22 protein-coding genes and 1 riboswitch are annotated in these 19,266 nt (G+C 73.6%); of the genes, 13 read left to right on the plus strand and 9 right to left on the minus strand.

The window, feature by feature from the left end; translation table 11 throughout:
* Positions 1-45: 45 nt before the first annotated feature.
* The 5 genes from I3F58_RS10745 to I3F58_RS10765 all read left to right on the plus strand — a co-directional run bounded on the left by I3F58_RS10745 (position 46) and on the right by I3F58_RS10765 (position 5,731).
* Entirely contained in the window at positions 46-1,071 is a 1,026-nt protein-coding gene (locus I3F58_RS10745; RefSeq protein WP_240108083.1) for a 6-phosphofructokinase, read from the plus strand.
* 141 nt (positions 1,072-1,212) lie between these two features.
* Positions 1,213-2,166: a cytochrome c oxidase assembly protein gene (locus I3F58_RS10750; protein ID WP_240108084.1), complete on the plus strand. Its 954-nt coding sequence runs from the start codon at positions 1,213-1,215 to the stop codon at positions 2,164-2,166.
* 60 nt (positions 2,167-2,226) lie between these two features.
* The gene (locus I3F58_RS10755) at positions 2,227-2,391 is read left to right on the plus strand and encodes a hypothetical protein (protein WP_240108085.1); all 165 of its coding nucleotides are present in this window, start codon (positions 2,227-2,229) and stop codon (positions 2,389-2,391) included.
* Positions 2,392-2,948: 557 nt separating this feature from the next.
* Positions 2,949-3,101 (plus strand): hypothetical protein, encoded by a 153-nt coding sequence (locus tag I3F58_RS10760; protein ID WP_240108086.1) that lies wholly within the window; start codon positions 2,949-2,951, stop codon positions 3,099-3,101.
* Positions 3,098-5,731 (plus strand): serine protease, encoded by a 2,634-nt coding sequence (locus I3F58_RS10765; protein WP_240108087.1) that lies wholly within the window; start codon positions 3,098-3,100, stop codon positions 5,729-5,731. The genes I3F58_RS10760 and I3F58_RS10765 overlap by 4 nt, the downstream gene beginning before the upstream one ends.
* Positions 5,732-5,746: 15 nt before the next feature.
* Here the strand turns inward: I3F58_RS10765 and I3F58_RS10770 are convergent, their stop codons facing one another.
* The 7 genes from I3F58_RS10770 to I3F58_RS10800 form a co-directional block, all read right to left on the minus strand.
* The gene (locus I3F58_RS10770) at positions 5,747-6,493 is read right to left on the minus strand and encodes an urease accessory protein UreD (protein WP_240108088.1); all 747 of its coding nucleotides are present in this window, start codon (positions 6,491-6,493) and stop codon (positions 5,747-5,749) included.
* Entirely contained in the window at positions 6,490-7,188 is a 699-nt protein-coding gene (gene ureG, locus I3F58_RS10775) for an urease accessory protein UreG (protein ID WP_240108117.1), read from the minus strand. Before ureG ends, I3F58_RS10770 begins: the two co-directional genes overlap by 4 nt.
* Before the next feature lie 17 nt (positions 7,189-7,205).
* Positions 7,206-7,877 (minus strand): urease accessory protein UreF, encoded by a 672-nt coding sequence (locus I3F58_RS10780; RefSeq protein WP_240108089.1) that lies wholly within the window; start codon positions 7,875-7,877, stop codon positions 7,206-7,208.
* Positions 7,878-7,889: 12 nt separating this feature from the next.
* Positions 7,890-9,638, minus strand: a complete 1,749-nt coding sequence (locus I3F58_RS10785) for an urease subunit alpha (RefSeq protein WP_240108090.1) — start codon at positions 9,636-9,638, stop codon at positions 7,890-7,892.
* Positions 9,631-9,942 carry an urease subunit beta gene (locus I3F58_RS10790; protein ID WP_240108091.1) on the minus strand — a complete coding sequence of 104 codons (312 nt, stop codon included), beginning with the start codon at positions 9,940-9,942 and terminating at the stop codon, positions 9,631-9,633. The genes I3F58_RS10785 and I3F58_RS10790 overlap by 8 nt, the downstream gene beginning before the upstream one ends.
* Positions 9,943-9,958: 16 nt before the next feature.
* Positions 9,959-10,261, minus strand: a complete 303-nt coding sequence (locus I3F58_RS10795; RefSeq protein ID WP_240108092.1) for an urease subunit gamma — start codon at positions 10,259-10,261, stop codon at positions 9,959-9,961.
* Positions 10,262-10,491: 230 nt separating this feature from the next.
* On the minus strand, positions 10,492-10,767 hold the full coding sequence (locus I3F58_RS10800; RefSeq protein ID WP_240108093.1) for a type II toxin-antitoxin system Phd/YefM family antitoxin: 276 nt from the start codon (positions 10,765-10,767) through the stop codon (positions 10,492-10,494).
* A gap of 56 nt (positions 10,768-10,823) precedes the next feature.
* Here I3F58_RS10800 and I3F58_RS10805 point away from each other — a divergent pair, with 56 nt between their 5' ends.
* The 3 genes from I3F58_RS10805 (at position 10,824) to I3F58_RS10815 (ending at position 12,816) form a co-directional block, all read left to right on the plus strand.
* Positions 10,824-11,444 (plus strand): ATP-dependent Clp protease proteolytic subunit, encoded by a 621-nt coding sequence (locus I3F58_RS10805; protein ID WP_240108094.1) that lies wholly within the window; start codon positions 10,824-10,826, stop codon positions 11,442-11,444.
* A complete protein-coding gene (locus I3F58_RS10810) occupies positions 11,441-11,758 on the plus strand; it encodes a hypothetical protein (protein WP_240108095.1) in 318 nt (105 codons plus the stop codon). The genes I3F58_RS10805 and I3F58_RS10810 overlap by 4 nt, the downstream gene beginning before the upstream one ends.
* Before the next feature lie 315 nt (positions 11,759-12,073).
* A riboswitch (cyclic di-AMP (ydaO/yuaA leader) is annotated at positions 12,074-12,258 on the plus strand.
* 117 nt (positions 12,259-12,375) lie between these two features.
* Positions 12,376-12,816, plus strand: a complete 441-nt coding sequence (locus I3F58_RS10815) for a C40 family peptidase (protein ID WP_240108118.1) — start codon at positions 12,376-12,378, stop codon at positions 12,814-12,816.
* Positions 12,817-12,835: 19 nt separating this feature from the next.
* Here the strand turns inward: I3F58_RS10815 and I3F58_RS10820 are convergent, their stop codons facing one another.
* Positions 12,836-13,267 carry an anti-sigma regulatory factor gene (locus I3F58_RS10820; RefSeq protein WP_240108096.1) on the minus strand — a complete coding sequence of 144 codons (432 nt, stop codon included), beginning with the start codon at positions 13,265-13,267 and terminating at the stop codon, positions 12,836-12,838.
* A gap of 207 nt (positions 13,268-13,474) precedes the next feature.
* Positions 13,475-14,629: an 8-amino-7-oxononanoate synthase gene (locus tag I3F58_RS10825; RefSeq protein WP_240108097.1), complete on the minus strand. Its 1,155-nt coding sequence runs from the start codon at positions 14,627-14,629 to the stop codon at positions 13,475-13,477.
* A gap of 172 nt (positions 14,630-14,801) precedes the next feature.
* Here I3F58_RS10825 and bioB point away from each other — a divergent pair, with 172 nt between their 5' ends.
* The 5 genes from bioB to I3F58_RS10850 all read left to right on the plus strand — a co-directional run bounded on the left by bioB (position 14,802) and on the right by I3F58_RS10850 (position 19,257).
* Positions 14,802-15,980, plus strand: a complete 1,179-nt coding sequence (gene bioB / locus I3F58_RS10830; protein ID WP_240108098.1) for a biotin synthase BioB — start codon at positions 14,802-14,804, stop codon at positions 15,978-15,980.
* Entirely contained in the window at positions 15,973-17,271 is a 1,299-nt protein-coding gene (locus I3F58_RS10835; RefSeq protein ID WP_240108099.1) for an adenosylmethionine--8-amino-7-oxononanoate transaminase, read from the plus strand. Before bioB ends, I3F58_RS10835 begins: the two co-directional genes overlap by 8 nt.
* A 1-nt stretch (position 17,272) precedes the next feature.
* Entirely contained in the window at positions 17,273-17,977 is a 705-nt protein-coding gene (gene bioD, locus I3F58_RS10840; RefSeq protein ID WP_240108100.1) for a dethiobiotin synthase, read from the plus strand.
* Positions 17,978-18,186: 209 nt separating this feature from the next.
* Positions 18,187-18,531, plus strand: a complete 345-nt coding sequence (locus I3F58_RS10845; protein ID WP_240108101.1) for a VOC family protein — start codon at positions 18,187-18,189, stop codon at positions 18,529-18,531.
* Positions 18,532-18,600: 69 nt separating this feature from the next.
* Positions 18,601-19,257 (plus strand): class I SAM-dependent methyltransferase, encoded by a 657-nt coding sequence (locus I3F58_RS10850; RefSeq protein WP_240108102.1) that lies wholly within the window; start codon positions 18,601-18,603, stop codon positions 19,255-19,257.
* Positions 19,258-19,266 lie beyond the last annotated feature (9 nt).

Below are 19,266 nucleotides of genomic sequence, written 5' to 3' on the forward strand. Positions count from 1 at the left end.
GACGTGGTCCGGGAGTCCGCCCACGTTGCAAGGGTTTTTTGGGCTATGCGCATTGGTGTGCTCACCTCCGGCGGCGACTGCCCCGGTCTGAACGCCGTCATCCGCTCCGTCGTGCACCGGGCCGTCGTCGACCACGGTGACGAGGTCATCGGCTTCCACGACGGCTGGAAGGGTCTGCTGGAGGCCGACTACCGGAAGCTCGACCTGGACTCGGTCAGCGGCATCCTCGCCCAGGGCGGCACGATCCTCGGCTCGTCCCGCGTCCAGCCCGCCCACCTGGTGGACGGCGTGGAGCGCGCCAAGGGCCATGTCGCCGACCTCGGCCTGGACGCGATCATCCCGATCGGCGGGGAGGGCACGCTCAAGGCGGCCCGGCTGCTGTCGGACAGCGGTCTGCCGATCGTCGGCGTCCCGAAGACCATCGACAACGACATCTCCGCCACCGACGTGACCTTCGGCTTCGACACGGCCGTCGGCGTCGCGACGGAGGCCCTGGACCGGCTGAAGACCACCGCCGAGTCCCACCAGCGGGTGCTGACCGTGGAGGTCATGGGCCGCCACACCGGCTGGATCGCCCTGCACTCCGGCATGGCGGCCGGCGCCCACGCCATCGTCGTGCCCGAGCGGCCCTTCGACATCGAGGAGCTGACCGCGCGGGTCGGCGCCCGCTTCGACGCCGGGAAGCGGTTCGCGATCGTCGTCGCCGCCGAGGGCGCCAAGCCGCGCCCCGGCTCCATGGACTTCGACGAGGGCGGCAAGGACATCTACGGCCACGAGCGGTTCGCGGGCATAGCGCGACAGCTGTCGACGGAGCTGGAGCGGCGGCTCGGCAAGGAGGCCCGCCCGGTGATCCTCGGCCACGTCCAGCGCGGCGGCACCCCCACCGCGTACGACCGCGTCCTCGCCACCCGGTTCGGATGGCACGCGGTGGAGGCGGCGCACCGCGGCGAGTTCGGCATGCTGACCGCGCTGCGCGGTACGGAGATCGTGATGGTGCCGCTGGCCGACGCGGTCGCGGCGCTGAAGACCGTGCCGACCGAGCGGTACGCGGAGGCCGAGACCGTTCTCTGAGCCGTTTGGCCCGTACGGCCCCGATCCGGCCCGTACGGGTCCCGAGAACCGCCCCCGGTCGTCGACGCGGCCGGGGGCGGTTCTAGTCTGGTGCCGCAAGCGGGACAACCGGACAACCCAGCACGAACCAGGAGCCGGCGGATGGATCACAGCGGGCACGGCATGACGACGGATCTGCCGCCGTTCACGCTGGAGCGGGGGCTGGCGCTCTCGCCGGACGGCTTCTTCCTTCTCGGCTCGCTGCTGGTGCTGTTCCTGTACGGCTGGGGGGTCGCCCGGCTCCGGCGGCGCGGCGACGCGTGGCCGGTCGGCCGGACCGTCTTCTTCGCGCTCGGCGTCCTCACCGTGCTGCTGGTGACCTGCACGGGGCTGAACGACTACGGCATGGTCATGTTCAGCGTGCACATGGTGCAGCACATGGTCATCAGCATGCTGTCCCCGATCCTGCTGCTGCTCGGCGCGCCGGTGACGCTGGCGCTGCGGGCGCTGCCTGTCGCGGGCCGGGGGCGGGGCAAGGGGCCCCGGGAGTGGCTGCTGGCGCTGCTGCACAGCCGCTATATGCGGGTGATCACGCATCCGGCGTTCACGATCCCGATGTTCATCGCGAGCCTCTACGGGCTGTACTTCACCCCGCTGTTCGACCTGCTGATGGAGACCAGGCCGGGGCACATCTTCATGATGGTGCACTTCCTGGTGGTGGGACTGACGTTCTTCTGGCCGATCATGGGGGTGGACCCGGGGCCTCACCGGCCGGGCTATGTGATGCGGATGCTGGAGCTGTTCGCGGGCATGCCGTTCCACGCGTTCTTCGGGATCGCGCTCATGATGGCGACCCAGCCGATGGTCGACACCTTCCTGAACCCGCCCGCCTCGCTCGGCGTGGACCCGCTGTCGGACCAGAACGCGGCGGGCGGTATCGCCTGGGCGTTCAGCGAGATCCCGTCCGTGGTGGTGCTGGTCGCACTGCTGTACCAGTGGTACCGCTCGGAGGAGCGGGTGGCGCGGCGCCAGGACCGGGCGGCGGACCGGGACGGGGACAAGGAGCTGGAGGCGTACAACGCGTATCTGGCCTCGCTCCAGGCGCGCGGCCGGTAGCGCCCGCGGCCGGTCCGGGTGGACCATGGCATCGAGGCCCACGGCCGCGAGGAGGGCACGATGTCCGGTTCCCGTTCGACGAAGACCATGGGAGGGCTGACCATCGGGACGCTCGTCCTGACCACCGCGTACACGGTGGCGCTGGGCAGCAACGGATGGCTCTGGTTCGCCTGGATCGTGCTCGGCCTGGCGACCCTGGGGATGCTCAGCACCCGCGACACCTGAACCCGCCTCCCCCCTGACGGGCCGTCCCCGGACGCGCGGCGACCTTTCCCGGCGCGGCGGCGGCCGCCGTACGCAAGGCGGTCACCCGTCCCGGTCATCGCACGAGTTCCCGGGTACCGCAGCCGCGTCACCCGGCGCCGCGCCCTGGTCACTCAGGGCAGGATCGCCCCCGTCTGCGCCGCGACGGGGCGGCCGCAGCCCAAGCGGACCGTCCCGGTCGCCGAGGCCGTCCAGGCCGAGGGCACACACGACGGGGAGCTAGGGCGCTTCGACGCCACCGGCGCCCTGGAGGACGGCGGCCGGGACGAGAACCGGGCGCCGCTGCCCGGGCCGGCGGACGGCGCGGCCCTCAGGAACGCCGTTCATGCGTACCCGGGCGGCCGACGGCGCCCACCACACGGGCAGCCGCACCCTGCGGAACGTGTGAAGGCGCCGCGGGGTGTCGGACAGCTCCGGGCCGCGCCTCCCATCCCATGGCCGTTTCGGCGTTTCGCCCTCCCAAGTGCCTTTCATAGCGCAATACTTGAGCTGCAGGCGGATGACGTGAAAGGGGAGAGATGGGCGAGTTCGTGCGCGTGCCGCTGGAGGGGAAAGGCACGATCCTCTCCGAGGCGCCGGTGCCGGGCGGCGGCCCGGTGAAGGCGAGCGGACTCTCGGACTCCGTGCGGGACACGGCGGAGGCGAAGCCCGACGAGCTGCGTCTCCTGTGAAGCCGCTCGGCACAGGACCCGGCCCGGCCCTGGAGCCCACCGGTCCGGTGGACGAACACGGCAGACCGGAACCGGACGACGGCTCCGAGACGTACGGCGGCGATCCCCGCACGGCGGTGGTCGCCGCCACGGTCCAGGTCCTCGACACCCGGGGCGCGGTCGCCGGTGCCGGATTCCTGGTGGCCCCGGACACCGTGGTCACCTGCGCGCATGTAGTGGCGGCGGCCGGGGCGGCTCCGGGGAAGGAGATCGAGGTGGCCTTCCCGCACCTGCCCCGGTCGCCCCGGCTGCCGGCGGACGTGCTGACGGAGGGCTGGCGGGATCCGGCGGCCCAGGACATCGCCGTGCTGCGGCTCACCGACCCGCCGCCGGACGGGGCCCGCGGACTGCCCCTGGGGTCGGCCGCCGAGTGCCGGGGCCACCGGGTCTCCTCGTTCGGCTACCCCGGACAGGGCCTGCCCGGAGGGCGTTTCGGGTACGGCAGGGCGGCGGACGTGCTTCTCGACGGAGACGGGGCCGGCGGGCTGCTCCGGCTGACCGACGCCGACGGCCTGGCCCGGGGGTTCGGCGGAGCTCCGGTCGTCGACGAGGTCACCGGACTCGTCATCGGCATGGTGTCCGCGCTCACCGCACCGGACGGGCAGCCGCGCGGCCAGGGCGTCGTCCGTGTCACTCCGGCCGAGGTGCTGCGGGAGGTGTGGCCCGGTCTCGGGGAGGACGAGGTGTGCCCGTACCGGGGGCTGGAGCCCTTCACCGAGGAGCACGCCGACTGGTTCTTCGGGCGGCGTGGCGCGGTCGAGCAGCTGCTGGCGGAGCTGGGCGGACAGCGGCGGGCACTCCTGCTGCTGGGACCGTCCGGTGCGGGCAAGTCGTCCCTGGTGCGGGCGGGGGTGCTGCCCGCACTGGCGGCGGGCGAGCTGCCCGGGAGCGACCGGTGGCGGCCGGTCGTGGCCCGCCCGGGGCAGGATCTGCTGGCCGGCCTGGAGACCGCCGGGCTGCCGGGGGCGGCCACGGACGGGGTGGTGAAGGCGACCCGCCGCCTCCTGGCCGAGGACCCCTCCGCCGAGCGGCTGCTGCTGGTCGTCGACCAGTTCGAAGAGGCGCTCGTGCAGCACACACCCGACGACCACCTCACCGGCCGCCACCGCGCGGCGGTCGAACAGCTCGCGCAGGCCATCGCGTCCGACGAACCCGTCACCGTGGTGCTGGTGATGCGGGACGACTTCCTCCCCCGGCTGGCCGCCCTCGCCCCACAGCTGATGGGGGCCGCCGTCCCGGGACTGCTCACTGTCCCGGCACGGCTGAGCAGGCCGGACCTGGAAGCGATCATCCGGGAGCCCGCCCGGGCCCTGGGGCTGCGCGTCGAGGAAGGCCTGACCGAGCGGATCGTCACCGACATCCTGGCCGCCACCCCGTCGGGACCCCGGGAGCGGCAGGCCCCGGTGACCGTGCTGCCCCTGCTGGAGCTGACGCTCAGCCAGCTGTGGGAGCGGCGGGCCGACAACACCCTCACCCACCGCGCGTACGAACGGGTCGGCGGGGTGACGGGCAGTCTGGCGACCTGGTGCGAAGCGGCGATGGACCGCCTCCCGGAGGGCCGTCGGGCCACCGCGCGGCGGATGCTCACCGCTCTCGTACGGCCCGCCGACGAGATCCGCTCGGTGCCTCCCACCCGTCAGCGGCTGGCCCTGGCCGACCTGCGCGCCCTGGCCGGAGGGGCGGCCGGACACCTTGCGGGCGGGCGGCCGGGCGGAGAGGCGGACGAGGTCCTGCGGGTGCTCACCGAGCACCGCATCGTGATCACCGGCAACACCGGCCGTCTGCACGAGCCCGGCACGGGACCGGTGGCCGAGCTGATCCATGACGTGCTGATCAGCGGCTGGAGCGATCTGCGCGACTGGGTCGCCGCGGACCACCGGTTCCAGATGTGGTTACGCCGGGTGCTCGACCAGCACGCCCTGTGGCTGGAGCACCGGGAAGCCGCCGACCTGCTGGACGGTACGGACCTGGCGGACGGCCTGGAGTGGGCGGGCATGCGCGGACTCCCCCCGCCCGTGCACACGCTCCTCGCGCTCAGCCGCGAGCGGCACGAGTCCCTGCGGAGGCGCAGAAGACGCACCCGGGTACTCCTGATCACACTGGCGGTCCTGGCGATGGTCGCCGCGACCTTGGCGTATGTCCAGCAGCGGAACGCGGACCACACCCGGGAACAGGCGGAGCCGCAAGGGCTCCGGGCCGCCTCGTGGCGGCTCGCCCTCCGTTCGGCCGGGCCGCCGGCCGCCGGCCTCGATTCGGCCTCGTTGCCCGCCGTCGCCGCGTACCGCACCGCCCCGGCCTGCGAAGCGGTCCCCAGTCCGCATGCCGCCGCCGAACCGCTCAGCATGCCGCGGACCCTCGGTGGCGGGGAGATCCACGCGGCGGCCTGCCACCCCGACGGACGCGGCCCCGCCGCCGGAAGGGGCGACGGTTCCGCCCTGTGGCAGGACGTGGCCCTGCCACAGCGGGCGGCGGCCGTCGCCGCCATCTGCCGCGTGCCGTACCACGACCCCACACCGCGGGAAGGCGCCGCCCTTCCCCGCCCGGGCACCGGACCGGTGTGCCCCGAACCGGAGCCCGCGGACGGCCGGTGAGGTCGGCGCGGGGGCCTACGGGTGCCCGGTGAGTCCGGCGTGGGCCTCGTCCAGGATCCGGCGCAGGCGCAGCGCGTCCGGGGCGAGGGCGGTCACGAGGGCGGCGGGCCCGGCGAGCGGGGTGAGGACCGCGGTGTCACCGAGCAGCCGCACCTCGGGCGGTTTCTCCTCGAACTCGGGGTGTACGACGAGGAGTTGCCCGACCGCACGATGTCCGGCCAGCACGGCGCCGCCGTCCCAGCCGCCCGGGGCGGCGGGCCCGCAGGCCAGTTCCTGGTCCAGCAGCGGGCGCCCGGCACGGTGGACCGTCAGCCGGGTGGTGAGCGTGCCAGGAGCCTCGCCCGCGCGGCCCAGGACCTGCTCCTCCCGCAGGACCAGCCGGGCGCCCGGGGCGAGGGCGACGGTCGTGCGCATCCGCAGGTCCGAGCCGCGCGCCGCAATCAACTGTTCGGGCAGCCAGCGCAGTTCGGCGCCCTCGCCCACGGTGAGCCGCACCTCGTACGAAGCGGGTTCCCCCCCGGGGCCCGGCAGGGCCACGGTCGCCGCCGCCGAGTCGACCAGCAGCCGTGCTCCGTCCCGTACCGTCGCCTCCAGGGCCAGCCGGTCGCCACCCAGGGGCGCGCTCATGGCGCCGACGACGGTGACCCTGCCGTACGGGCCGGTGGCGCGGGTCCGGCGCAGGGCCAGCGGGCCGTCGCTCTCCAGGACCGGCAGGGTGCCGTCCGGGTCCGCGACGATCCGGGCGGTGGCCTGGACGCTCACGCCGGGGCAGCCGTCTTCGCCCAGGCGGCGAGCCGGTCCCGTACCCACTCCGCCACGGGTGCGACGCCTGACGCGCCGGTCAGGGAGGTGAAGACGACGGGCAGGTCACCGCGCTGCTCCTTGGCGTCGCGGGCCATCCGCTCCAGGTCGGAGCCGACGTGGGGGGCGAGGTCGGTCTTGTTGACGACGAGCAGGTCGGCGGTGGTGACGCCGGGTCCGCCCTTCCTCGGGATGTCGTCGCCGCCGGCGACGTCGATGACGAAGACCTGGGCGTCGACCAGACCCTTGGAGAAGGTGGCGGTGAGATTGTCGCCGCCGGACTCGACGAGGATCAGGTCGAGTGGGCCGACACCGTCCTCCAGGTCCTCGACGGCTTCGAGGTTGGCGGAGATGTCGTCGCGGATCGCGGTGTGCGGGCAGGCGCCCGTCTCGACGGCGGTGATCCGCTCCGGGGGCAGGACGGCCTCACGGAGGAGGAACTCGGCGTCCTCTCGGGTGTAGATGTCGTTGGTGACGACGGCGAGGGAGTACCGGTCGCGCAGCGCGCGGCACAGGGCGGCGACGGTGGCGGTCTTGCCGGAGCCGACCGGTCCGCCGAGGCCGACGCGCAGGGCCCGGCGGGTGCCGTCGGGGCGGGAGGCGTCGGCGCTGACGGCGCCCGGTGCGTCGTGGGTGCGGGTGTGGTCGAGGTGCATGGCGGGGCTCCAGGGGGTCATGAGGCGAAGAGGCGCACCGGCCAGGCCGCGTGCTGTTCGGCGGTGATGTCGAGCAGCGGTGACGAGGCGGCCGGCAGCGCGTCGACGCCCTGGTGGGCGGCGGCGGTGGCGCGGGCGGCGACGGCGTCCGTCTCGGGCGCCAGCCGCGCGAGGACGGCGGTGGCCTGGAACGGGTCGAGGCTCAGCAGCCGTACGGCGGCCGTGGCGGGGCCGCTGACGGTCTCGTAGGCGGCGCAGTGCGCGGCGTCCTCGGGTGCGAGCCCGGCGGCGCGGGCGGTGGCGCCGAGCACCACCGGCTGGTGGGTCCCGCGCGGGAACACCCTTGCCAGCGCGTCCAGTTCGGGACCGGGCCAGGTGGCGCGGGCGGCCCGCAGGAGCTGTCGGCCGAGGCGGCGGGAAGTGGCGCGCAGGGCGGGTGACGGGGTGCGGGCGTCGGCGGCGGCGTCCAGGCCGGCGGGGTCGTGTCCGAGGGCGGCGGCAGCGGCGAGGCCCGCCGCGGTGAGCCCGGCGGTGTGGAGGCGGCCCCGGCAGAAGGCGGCCAGATCGGCGGCGTCCCTGAGCCGGCCTGCCCTGACGGCGGCCTCGGCGCCGCCGGAGTGGGCGTGCCCGCCTGCGGGAAAGCGCCCGTCGGCGAGCACGAGCAGTGCGGAACGGCTCCTCTGGGGCATGGCTCTCAGCTCTCAGAAGAGGAAGTACCGCTGTGCCATGGGCAGTTCGGCGGCGGGTGCGGGCTCGACCGGCTCGCCGTCGATGGTGACGGCGAAGCTGTCGGGGTCGACCTCCACCCGGGGGGTGGCGTCGTTCTGACGCATGTCGGCCTTGGAGACGCCCCGCACGTTCCGTGCGGCGACGAACCTCTTTCCGAGGCCGAGGCGTTCGGGCAGGCCGTCCTCGACGGCGGCCTGGGCGGTGAAGTTGACGGATCCGGCGGCGGGTGCGCGGCCGTGGGCGCCGAACATGGGCCGGGGCAGGACGGGCTGGGGCGTGGGGATGGAGGCGTTGGCGTCACCCATCTGCGCGTACGCGATCTGCCCGCCCTTCAGGACGAGCCCGGGCTTCACACCGAAGAAGGCCGGGTCCCAGAGGACGAGGTCCGCGAGCTTGCCGGTCTCGACGGAGCCGATCTCGTGGTCGACGCCCTGGGCGACGGCCGGGTTGATCGTGTACTTGGCGACATAGCGGCGGGCGCGGCGGTTGTCGGCGCGGCCGTCACCGGGGAGGGGGCCGCGGCGGCGCTTCATGACGTGCGCGGTCTGCCAGGTCCGCAGGATCACCTCTCCGATGCGGCCCATGGCCTGGGAGTCGGAGGAGATGATCGAGATGGCGCCGAGGTCGTGGAGGATGTCCTCGGCGGCGATGGTGGTGGGCCGGATGCGGGACTCCGCGAAGGCGAGGTCTTCGGGGACGGCCGGGTTGAGGTGGTGGCAGACCATCAGCATGTCGAGGTGTTCCTCAACGGTGTTGACGGTGTGCGGGCGGGTGGGGTTGGTGGAGCTGGGCAGGACGTACGGCTCGGAGACGACGGTGATGATGTCGGGGGCGTGTCCGCCGCCCGCACCCTCGGTGTGGTACGCGTGGATGGTGCGGCCGGCGATGGCGGCGAGGGTGCTGTCGACGAACCCGGCTTCGTTGAGGGTGTCGGTGTGGATGGCGAGCTGGACGCCGGTCTGGTCGCAGACGGTGAGGCAGGCGTCGATGGCCGCGGGGGTGGCGCCCCAGTCTTCATGGATCTTGAAACCCAGTGCACCGCCGCGGAGCTGGGAGTGCAGGGCCTCGCGGGAGACGGTGTTGCCCTTGCCGAGGAGGCCGATGTTGACGGGGTGGCCGTCGAGGGCCTCCAGCATGCGGGCGAGGTGCCAGGGGCCGGGGGTGACGGTGGTGGCCTTGGTGCCCTCGGCGGGGCCGGTGCCGCCGCCGATGAGGGTGGTGATGCCGGAGGCCAGGGCCTGGTCGACGAGCGTCGGGGAGATGAAGTGGACGTGGGCGTCGATGGCCCCGGCGGTCAGGATCTTCCCGTTCCCGGCGATGACCTCGGTCTCGGGGCCGATGACCAGGTCGGGGTGGACGCCGTCCATGGTGTCGGGGTTCCCGGCCTTGCCGATGCCGGTGATCCGGCCGTCGCGGATGCCGATGTCGGCCTTGACCACGCCCCAGTGGTCGAGGACGACGACGCCGGTGACGACCGTGTCGGGGGTGCCTTCCGCGCGGGTGGCGCGGGACTGGCCCATGGACTCGCGGATGACCTTGCCGCCGCCGAACACGGCCTCGTCCCCGGCGCGCCCGGGGCCGCCGGAGCGGTCCTCCTCGATCTCGATCAGCAGGTCGGTGTCGGCGAGCCGGATACGGTCGCCGACGGTGGGTCCGAACAGGTCCCCGTAGACGGCCCGGTCGAGCAGCACGGGCCGGCGCTCAGGGCGGGACTCAGCCATCGAGGGCACCTCCTGTCGCGCCGCGCAGCCCGGGCACGATCCGCGCCCCGGCGAGCGGGACGAGGCGCACGGCCACGGGGATGCCGGGTTCGAAGCGGACGGCGGTCCCGGCGGCGATGTCGAGCCGCAGCCCGCGGGCGGCCGCGCGGTCGAACTCGAGGCCGGGGTTGACCTCCGCGAAGTGGTAGTGCGAACCGACCTGGATGGGCCGGTCGGCGGTGTTGTGGACGGTCAGCTCGGTGACGGCACGGCCCTCGTTGAGAGCGACGGGCCCGTCCGCGTACAGGAACTCTCCGGGGATCATGGGCGGCGCTCCCGGGTCAGAGGATCGGGTCGTGGACGGTGACGAGCTTGGTGCCGTCGGGGAAGGTGGCCTCCACCTGGACGTCGTGGATCATCTCGGGGATGCCGTCCATGACGTCGTCGCGGCTGAGCACCTTGCGGCCGGAGGCCATGAGTTCCGCGACGGTGCGGCCGTCGCGGGCACCCTCCAGGATGTGCGCGGTGATGAGCGCGACGGCTTCGGGATGGTTGAGCCGCACCCCTCGCGCCCGGCGCCTCTCCGCCACGTCGGCGGCCACATGGATGAGCAGTCGCTCCTGTTCGTGCGGGGTCAGTCGCACGTCGCCTCACCTCGGCCTTCAGACTTCAACACCTTGTTGACCACTGCGCTCGACTGTGACCGAGAGATATTTCAACTGCTCGCAGAAAAATTTCGGGGAGGTTAACCGGGGACACGCCGCACCACCGCCCCCGGCCCGTCCGGCACGCTCCAGCCCGGTCCGGCGCCTCTCCGCCCGTCCGGCACTTCCGGGCAAGGGCCTCCGCGGCGCGGGCCGGGGCGAGCCTCCGGTCAGTCGCCGTACGGGCGGTGCTCCGCCGCGAGGCCGAAGCCGCGACGTTCGCCCGGAGCGGACGGCGCCGCGCCCCCGTCGGTGACCGAGCCGGCCGACCAGCCGGTCTCCGCGTGCCCCGGGGACTGAAGTCGCTCCAGGTCAGCGGCGGACACCAGCGCCACCAGCGGCTTCCCGTGCCGGGTCACGACGACCCGCTCACCGCCGTACACCACGCGGTTGATCAGGTCGGCGAGCTCCGCCCTGGCTTGCGTCACAGGAATCTCGTACGTCATGCTCCCATTCTAGCGTTCTGTACATTCTGTACGTTCTTTACGCAAGGAGCGATGCCATGCACGCACCATCCGCCCGGCACGTACTGCCGGAGTTCACGGAGCGCACCAGCTGGGGCACCCGCACCCTCGACCCCTACTCCAAGCTGCTGGAGGGCCGGATCGTCCTGCTCGGCACCCCGCTCGACGAGACCGCCGCCAACGACCTGATCGCTCAGCTCGTCCATCTGGAGTACGCGGCGCCGGACCAGGACATCGCGCTCTACATCAACTCGCCGGGCGGCCCGGTCGACGCGATGACCGCGGTCCACGACGCGCTTCAGATCGTCGCGTGCGACGTGTCGACCACATGCGTCGGCCAGGCCGCGTCCACCGCCGCCGTCCTGCTCGCCGCCGGAGCCCCCGGCAAGCGGCACGCCCTCCCGGGAGCGCGCGTGGTGCTGCGGCAGCCGTCGCTGGACGAGCCGCTGCGTGGACGGCCGGGCGACCTGGACCTCCACGCCCGTGAACTGCTGCGCCAGCGGGACCTGATGACGGACCTGCTGGCCCGGCACACCGGCCGGGACCGTTCGCGGGTGGACGCGGACCTCGCCCGCGACCTGATCCTCGACGCGACCGGCGCACAGGCGCACGGCCTCGTCGACGAGGTGGTCCAGAGCCGGAAGGCAGGCCCCCGGTGACCTCCGCGTGGCCCCCCGAATTCACCCCGCTGCCTGCACTGACCCGCGCCGAGGGCGCGTACGTGGACGGCTATCTGGATGTCGTGGACCTGGTGGCCCGGCTGAACCCGGCGCGCACCGCCCGCACGTACGGCGCACTGCGGGCGGCGCAGGCGCTGGTCGCACAGGCGGTCGCGCTGCGTGACGCGCTCGACCTGATGCACCGGCGGGGCGAGCACGAGGTGCATGCCCCGACCCTGGCGCGTGCGCTGCGCGCGCTGGACGGTGAGCGGCGCACCGGTCGGGTGACCCTGCCTCAAGATCCCTTGGACTGACCGGTTTCGGGCCCGTCCGGGCGACGGGCCCTCCTCCGTTCAGCCGACGCAAAGGGACGAACTTCGTACGGCGCGTCGTGCGGGCGCGGTGGACGCAGCGGGCGGCGCGCGTCCGCTCCGCCGCTGGTAACGGGCTCAGCAGGACCGCGCGGCCCGTCCGGAGCCCCGCTGTGTCCACCCGATCGGATCAGCCGTGACGAGACTCACACACCGCTGTTTCCTCTCGGGATTCCGGCTGCCGAGGGGAAAGATCCGTCCCGACGACAAGCCCCCGCCAGCCCGGCGGGGCGGTCCGGGCGGACGCCGAGTCCTGCCGCCGTCCGGACGCCTGGTCGACATCAGTGGATCGGCAGGAGTGGAGGACCCGAGCAGTACGGAACAGCCGGCCGCACCAGCGGAGCGGGGCGTTCCTTGGGGTGAAGCCGCGTCAGCGGCCGGGCATCTTCGTTCTGTCCGAACCCGACAGGCAATCCTTCACAGGCGGGCTGACGAAGGGTACTGCCGTGCAGTCGCAGACGCAGAATCAGGTCCCGTCCCCCCTCAGCTCCCCGCACAGCCCTCTCACCTCACCCCACCACCGCCGCACCGCACCGCACCGCCACCCCCAGGCCGCCAGGATCGCCCGGACCCTGGCCGCCCTCACCCTGGCCGCCGTCGGCGGCACGATGCTGGCCCCCGGTGCCGTTCCGGAGGCCGAGGCCGCCCCCGCCCTCGCGAACAAGGCGCTGAACATCGCGGCGTCCAAGAAGGGCGCGCCCTACCAGTGGGGCGCGACCGGCCCGTACCGCTTCGACTGCTCGGGCCTGACGCTCTACTCGTACAAGAAGGCCGGGAAGAGGCTGCCGCGCACCGCGCAGGCTCAGTACAACCGGACCCGCCGGATCGCGAAGTCCCAGCGGACCAGGGGCGACCTGGTCTTCTTCCACGGCCGGGGCGGCGTCTACCACGTGGGCATCTACGCCGGGAACAACAGGATCTGGCACTCCCCGAAGAGCGGTTCGTGGGTGAAACTCGACCGCATCTGGTCCCGGTCCGTCTCGTACGGCCGGGTGCGCTGACCCCGTAGCGGCGCGGCGGTCAGCTCTGCACCGGGGCCGGCCAGGGCAGGGCGATCCAGACGGTCTTGCCACCCTCGTCGGTCGGGGTGACCGAGAGCCGGCCGCCGCGTTCGGCGGTGAGCCAGCGGATGATGACCATGCCGCGGCCGTTGTCCTGCTGAACGGCCGCCGGCAGCCGCTGCGGCCAGCGCGGATGGCTGTCGGTGACGCCGAGCCTCAGCCGCTCCTCGCGTTCCAGCCGCAGGTCGACGGTGAACGTGGGCGACTGGCCGAAGGTGTGCTGCACGGCGTTCGTGGCGAGTTCTGAGACGATCAGCCGGACGGTGTCGGTGATGTCGGCGCCGTCCGGCAGTCCCCATTCGGTCAGGATGTCGGCCACATATCTGCGGGCGGCGGACACCGAGGCCGGATCGCTCGGCAGAGTGACGGACGCTTCCTGGTGATCTGCCATGGCGACGCTGTCCCTTCCCGCGGTGCTTCGCGCCAGACTGCCACTTATGTCGCCCCTGCGGGGAGCGATCCACCAAGATACGCACACACCTGTCGCTCGATGCGGTGAACTCTGGGACGGGAGGGCGGATCCCCAAGGGCACCGGCAGACCGCAGCCGTAATTCACGCCGCCCGCCCGGGGGCCGTTCACCACCGCACTGCGGGGCGTCAACCGGCGGGCGCTGTCCGGGAGATGACGGCGAGCGCCGCATCGATCTGACGGTCACTCAGATCACCCCGGGCGGTGAGCCGCAGGCGCGAGATCCCGTCAGGCACGGACGGTGGCCGGAAACAGCCCACCGACAGCCCCTGGGAGCGGCAGTCCGCCGCCCAGCGCACCGCCTGTTCGGGCGAGGGGGCGCGCACGGACACCACCGCCGCGTCGGGCCGCGCGGCGCTCAACCCGGCCTCGGTCAGCCGTCCGTGCAGGGTGGCCGCCACCGTGCGCGCGCGTGCGGCCCGTTCCGGTTCTCGGCGCAGAAGGCGCAGGGCCGCCAGCGCGGCGGCCGCCGCGGCCGGGGCGAGCCCCGTGTCGAAGATGAACGTCCGGGCTGCGTTCACCAGATGCTCGACGACCCGGGCAGGACCCAGCACCGCTCCGCCCTGGCTGCCCAGGGACTTGGACAGCGTGGCCGTCGCCACCACGTCCGGGGCGCCCGCCAGGCCCGCCGCGTGCAGCGCTCCGCGCCCGCCCTCGCCCAGGACGCCCAGTCCGTGGGCGTCGTCGACGACCAGGGCCGCACCGTGATCACGGCAGACCTCGGCCAGGTCGACGAGGGGCGCCGCGTCCCCGTCGACGGAGAACACCGAGTCGGTGACCACCAGTGCCCGCCGCCCGGGATCGGCGGCGAGGGTCTTGCGTACGGCGTGGGGGTCCGCGTGCGGGACGACGGCGGTCTCGGCGCGCGAGAGCCTGCAGCCGTCCACGATGGAGGCGTGGTTGGCCGCGTCCGAGACGGTCAGTGAGCCGTGGGCGCTCAGTGCGGTGAGGACGGCCAGGTTCGCGGCGTACCCGGAGGAGAAGACCAGCGCGGCCTCGAACCCGCAGAACGCGGCGATTTCCCGCTCCAGTTCGGCGTGCAGCTCGGTGGAGCCGGTCACCAGCCGGGAACCGGTGGCGCCCGCGCCCCAGAGGGTCGCCGCGCCGGCGGCGGCCGCCGTGACCTCGGGGTGGCGCGCCAGCCCCAGGTAGTCGTTGCTCGCGAGGTCCAGCAGGTCCGGCTCGGCGGGGCGGGGCCGCAGCGTGCGGACGAGCCCGGCGCCGGCCCGGCGGCGCGCCTCGGCGGTGATCCACCCGAACGGCCCGTCCGGCTCCTCGGACATGCCCGGCCCCTTCCTGTGCCCTGTCGCCTCATGGGTGCCGCTTTGTAGGCAGCGCACAGACCCTAGCGAAGAAGGGGCATGGTCAGAGTGTGGCCATACACACACCCCCGGTGCGCCCTGTTGTGGATTTCCTCCTTGGCCCCGGGGTACGGCATGGGTGAGGATCAGCGCCATGGACCTGTTGAACACGCTGGTGGACAAGGGGCTGCGGCGTGAGCTGCCGACCCGCGATGAGGCGCTCGCCGTCCTGGCGACCTCCGACGACGAACTGCTGGACGTGGTGGCCGCGGCCGGAAAGGTGCGGCGCCACTGGTTCGGGCGGCGGGTGAAGCTCAACTATCTGGTCAACCTCAAGTCCGGTCTGTGCCCGGAGGACTGCTCGTACTGCTCGCAGCGGCTCGGTTCCAAGGCGGACATCCTCAAGTACACCTGGCTGAAGCCGGAGGAGGCCTCGGCGGCCGCCGCCGCGGGTGTCGCGGGCGGCGCCAAGCGGGTCTGCCTGGTCGCCAGCGGCCGGGGGCCGACGGACCGGGACATCGACCGGGTGTCCAGGACCATCGAGGCCATCAAGGGCGAGAACGAGGACATCGAGGTGTGCGCCTGCCTCGGGCTCCTCTCGGACGGCCAGGCCGAGCGGCTGCGCACGGCGGGGGCCGACGCCTACAACCACAACCTCAACACGTCCGAGGAGACGTACGGGGACATCACGACCACCCACACCTACGCGGACCGGGTCGACACGGTGCAGAAGGCGCACTCGGCCGGTCTTTCGGCGTGTTCGGGCCTGATCGCGGGCATGGGCGAGACGGACCAGGACCTCGTCGACGTGGTGTTCGCGCTGCGCGAGCTGGACCCGGACTCGGTGCCGGTGAACTTCCTGATCCCGTTCGAGGGGACCCCGCTCGCGAAGGAGTGGAACCTCACCCCGCAGCGGGCGCTGCGCATTCTGGCCATGGTCCGGTTCGTCTGCCCCGACGTGGAGGTGCGGCTGGCGGGCGGCCGGGAGGTGCACCTGCGGACGCTGCAGCCGCTGGCGCTGCACCTGGCCAACTCGATCTTCCTCGGGGACTACCTGACCAGTGAGGGCCAGGCCGGCAAGGCGGACCTGGAGATGATCGCGGACGCGGGCTTCGAGGTGGAGGGCGCGGACACGACCACCCTGCCGGAGCACCGGGCGGACGCGGCGGCCGGATGCGGTACGGACGGCGGGGGCTGCGGCTCCGGCGGCGTGTGCGGCACGTCCGAGCCGGCGGAGGCCGCCGGGGCGGCCGAGGCCGAGTCGGGCGCGCGCCCGGACCTGGTGGCGGTGCGCCGCCGGGGCACCGGGACGGACCTCGCGCCCAATGCCTGAGCCCTCCTCGTACGGCCCGGGCGAACTGCTCGCGCTCGACCGTGAGCACGTGTGGCACCCGTACGGTCCGATGCCCGGCCGTGCCGATCCGCTGGTGGTGGAGTCGGCCTCCGGGGTGCGGCTGCGGCTGGCCGAACCGGTGCACGGGCGGACCGAGCTGGTCGACGGCATGTCGTCCTGGTGGTCGGCGATCCACGGCTACGGCCACCCGGTGCTCGACGAGGCGGCACGGGCCCAGCTGGACCGGATGAGCCATGTCATGTTCGGCGGGCTCACCCACGAGCCGGCGGTCCGCCTGGCCGCACGGCTGGTGGAGATCGCTCCGGAACCGCTCCGTCATGTCTTCCTCTGCGACTCCGGCTCGGTGTCGGTCGAGGTGGCGGTGAAGATGTGCCTCCAGTACTGGCGCTCCACGGGCCGCCCGGCCAAGCGACGGCTGCTCACCTGGCGGGGCGGCTACCACGGGGACACCTGGCAGCCGATGTCGGTGTGCGACCCCGAGGGCGGGATGCACGAGCTGTGGTCGGGGGCGCTGCCGCAGCAGGTCTTCGCGGGCCCGCCGCCGGAGACGTACGAGGAGTCGTACGCGGAGGAGCTGCGGGCTCTCGTCGCCCGCCACGCGCACGAACTGGCCGCGGTGATAGTGGAGCCGGTCGTCCAGGGCGCGGGCGGGATGCGGTTCCACTCCCCCGCGTATCTGCGGGTCCTGCGGGAGGCCTGCGACGCGCACGACGTGCTGTTGGTCTTCGACGAGATCGCGACGGGATTCGGCCGTACGGGCACGCTGTTCGCGGCGGAGCACGCGGGGGTGTCGCCCGACGTGATGTGCGTCGGCAAGGCCCTGACGGGCGGCTACCTGTCGATGGCGGCGACGCTGTGCACCTCGCACGTGGCGGACGGGATCTCGCGGGGCGAGGTACCGGTGCTGGCCCACGGTCCGACGTTCATGGGCAACCCGCTGGCCTCGGCCGTGGCCTGCGCGTCCATCGACCTGCTGCTCGGACAGGACTGGGCGCGCGAGGTCGGGCGGATCGAGGCGGGGCTGCGGGAGGGCCTGGCGGAGGCGCGGGACATGGCGGGTGTCCGGGACGTACGGGTGCTCGGCGCGATCGGGGTGGTCCAGCTCGACCGCCCGGTCGACATGGCGGCCGCCACGGCCGCGGCGGTCCGGGAGGGCGTGTGGGTGCGCCCCTTCCGGGACCTGGTGTACGTGATGCCGCCGTACGTGACGTCCGACGAGGACCTGGCGCGGATCTGCCGCGCGGTGTGCGCCGCGGCGAAGGAGGGCTGAGATGCCGAGCGAGCACCGCGTGCTGGTGGTGACCGGCACGGGCACGGAGGTCGGCAAGACCGTCGCCACGGCGGCGGTAGCGGCCGTGGCGCGTGCGGCGGGCCGTTCGGTGGCCGTGCTGAAACCCGCGCAGACGGGTGTCGGGCCCGGTGAGCGGGGCGACGCGGACGAGGTGGTGCGGCTGGCGGGCGCCGGGGTGACGGGTCGTGAACTGGCGCGCTACCCGGAACCGTTGGCCCCGGAGACGGCGGCCCGGCGGGCCGGGCTGCCCCCGGTGGGGCCGCGCGACGTGGCCGAGGCCGCGGAGAAGCTGGCGGCCGAGCACGACCTCGTGCTGGTGGAGGGCGCGGGCGGGCTGCTCGTGCGCTACGACGCGGAGGGCGGCACGCTCGCGGACGCGGCGCGGCTGCTGGACGCACCGGTGCTGGTGGTCGCGGCGGCGGGGCTGGGCACGCTGAACCTGGCGGCGTTGACCGGCGAGGCGTTGCGGGCCCGGGGTCTGCGGCAGCTGGGCGTGCTGGTCGGCAGCCTGCCGGCGCGGCCCGGGCTCGCCGAACGCTGCAACCTGACGGACCTGCCGGTCGCCGCGGGCGCGCCCCTGCTGGGCGCGCTCCCCGCGGGCGCGGGCGCCCTCACGCCGGCCGCGTTCCGCGCGGCGGCGCGAGGGTGGCTGGGAGCGGGCCTGGGCGGGACGTGGACGGGCTGAGGACCGGGCATACGGGTTCGGCGTGCAGGGACAGGGAGGGCGGATCAGGGCGGCGGGCGTACGGCCACCGGGCCGGTCCCGCCGTGCCCGGCCCCTCCGTGCTCTCGGCTTCGCCCGCACGGCGGACCCCCCGCGTGCGGGGAGGGGAACGCAGGCCCACGGCGGGGAACTGACTGCCGCGAAACCGCGGCAGTCCATAGGGTTCCCTCATGCGTGCCATCGTCAGTGAGATCGTGTTCGACTGCGCCGACCCGGCGGGCCTCGTCCGGTTCTGGGCAGGGCTGCTCGGGGGTGACCCCGTGGACCGGGGGCCCGACTGGTCCTACGTCGAACCCCCCGGGTTCGTGCGGGTCGCGTTCCAGCGCGTACCGGAGGGCAAGGCCGTCAAGAACCGGCTGCACCTGGACCTGCACGCAGCCGACGTGGCCGCCGCCGCGGACGAGGCGGCCCGGATGGGAGCCGTACGCGTCGGCGGGGTCGTGGAGGACGAGGCCGGCCGGTTCCAGGTGCTGCTGGACCCGGAAGGCAACGAGTTCTGTTTCGTGGCGGGCTGACAGGCCGACGGCAGAGGCGGGGAGGGGGCACAATCCCGGTAACCGTCCGTTCCGCCGGAGGAGGCCGCGATGACCCGGGATCCCGTTCACCATCCGCTGTTCGCCCGCTTCTACGCCCGCGTGAGCACCGTCAGCGAGCAGAAGGCCGGCGTGGCCGCGTACCGCAGGGAACTGCTGGACGGCCTGTCCGGCCGGGTCATCGAGGTGGGCGCGGGCAACGGGCTGAACTTCGCGCACTACCCGGCCACCGTGTCGGAGGTCGTCGCGATCGAACCGGAGCGGGTGCTGCGCCGCATGGCCGTGGAGGCGGGTCTGCGCGCGGGTGTGCCGGTGGACGTGGTGCCGGGGGTGGCGGAGGCGCTGCCGGTGAAGAGTGAGGCGTTCGACGGGGCGGTCGCCTCCCTGGTGCTGTGCAGCGTACGGAATCCGCGCCGCTCGCTGGAGGAGCTGCGGCGGGTGCTCCGGCCGGGTGGTGAGCTGCGGTTCTTCGAGCACACCCGGGCGCCCGGGCGGGTGCTGGAGGCCACACAGCGGGTCCTGGACGCCACCGTGTGGCCGCGGATGTTCGGCGGCTGCCACACGTCCCGTGATCCGCTGGCGGTGATCGAGGCGGCGGGTTTCGAGGTCGTCACGTACCGCAGGGCACGGGTGCCGGAGCGCGGGGTGCTGCTGCCGATGTCGCCGCACGTCCTGGGTGTGGCGCGGCGCCCTTTGTCCGACGGCTGACGCGGCTGC

Origin of the sequence: Streptomyces sp. MUM 203J, assembly GCF_022414595.1 — a bacterium.
Classification (GTDB): Bacteria; Actinomycetota; Actinomycetes; order Streptomycetales; family Streptomycetaceae; genus Streptomyces.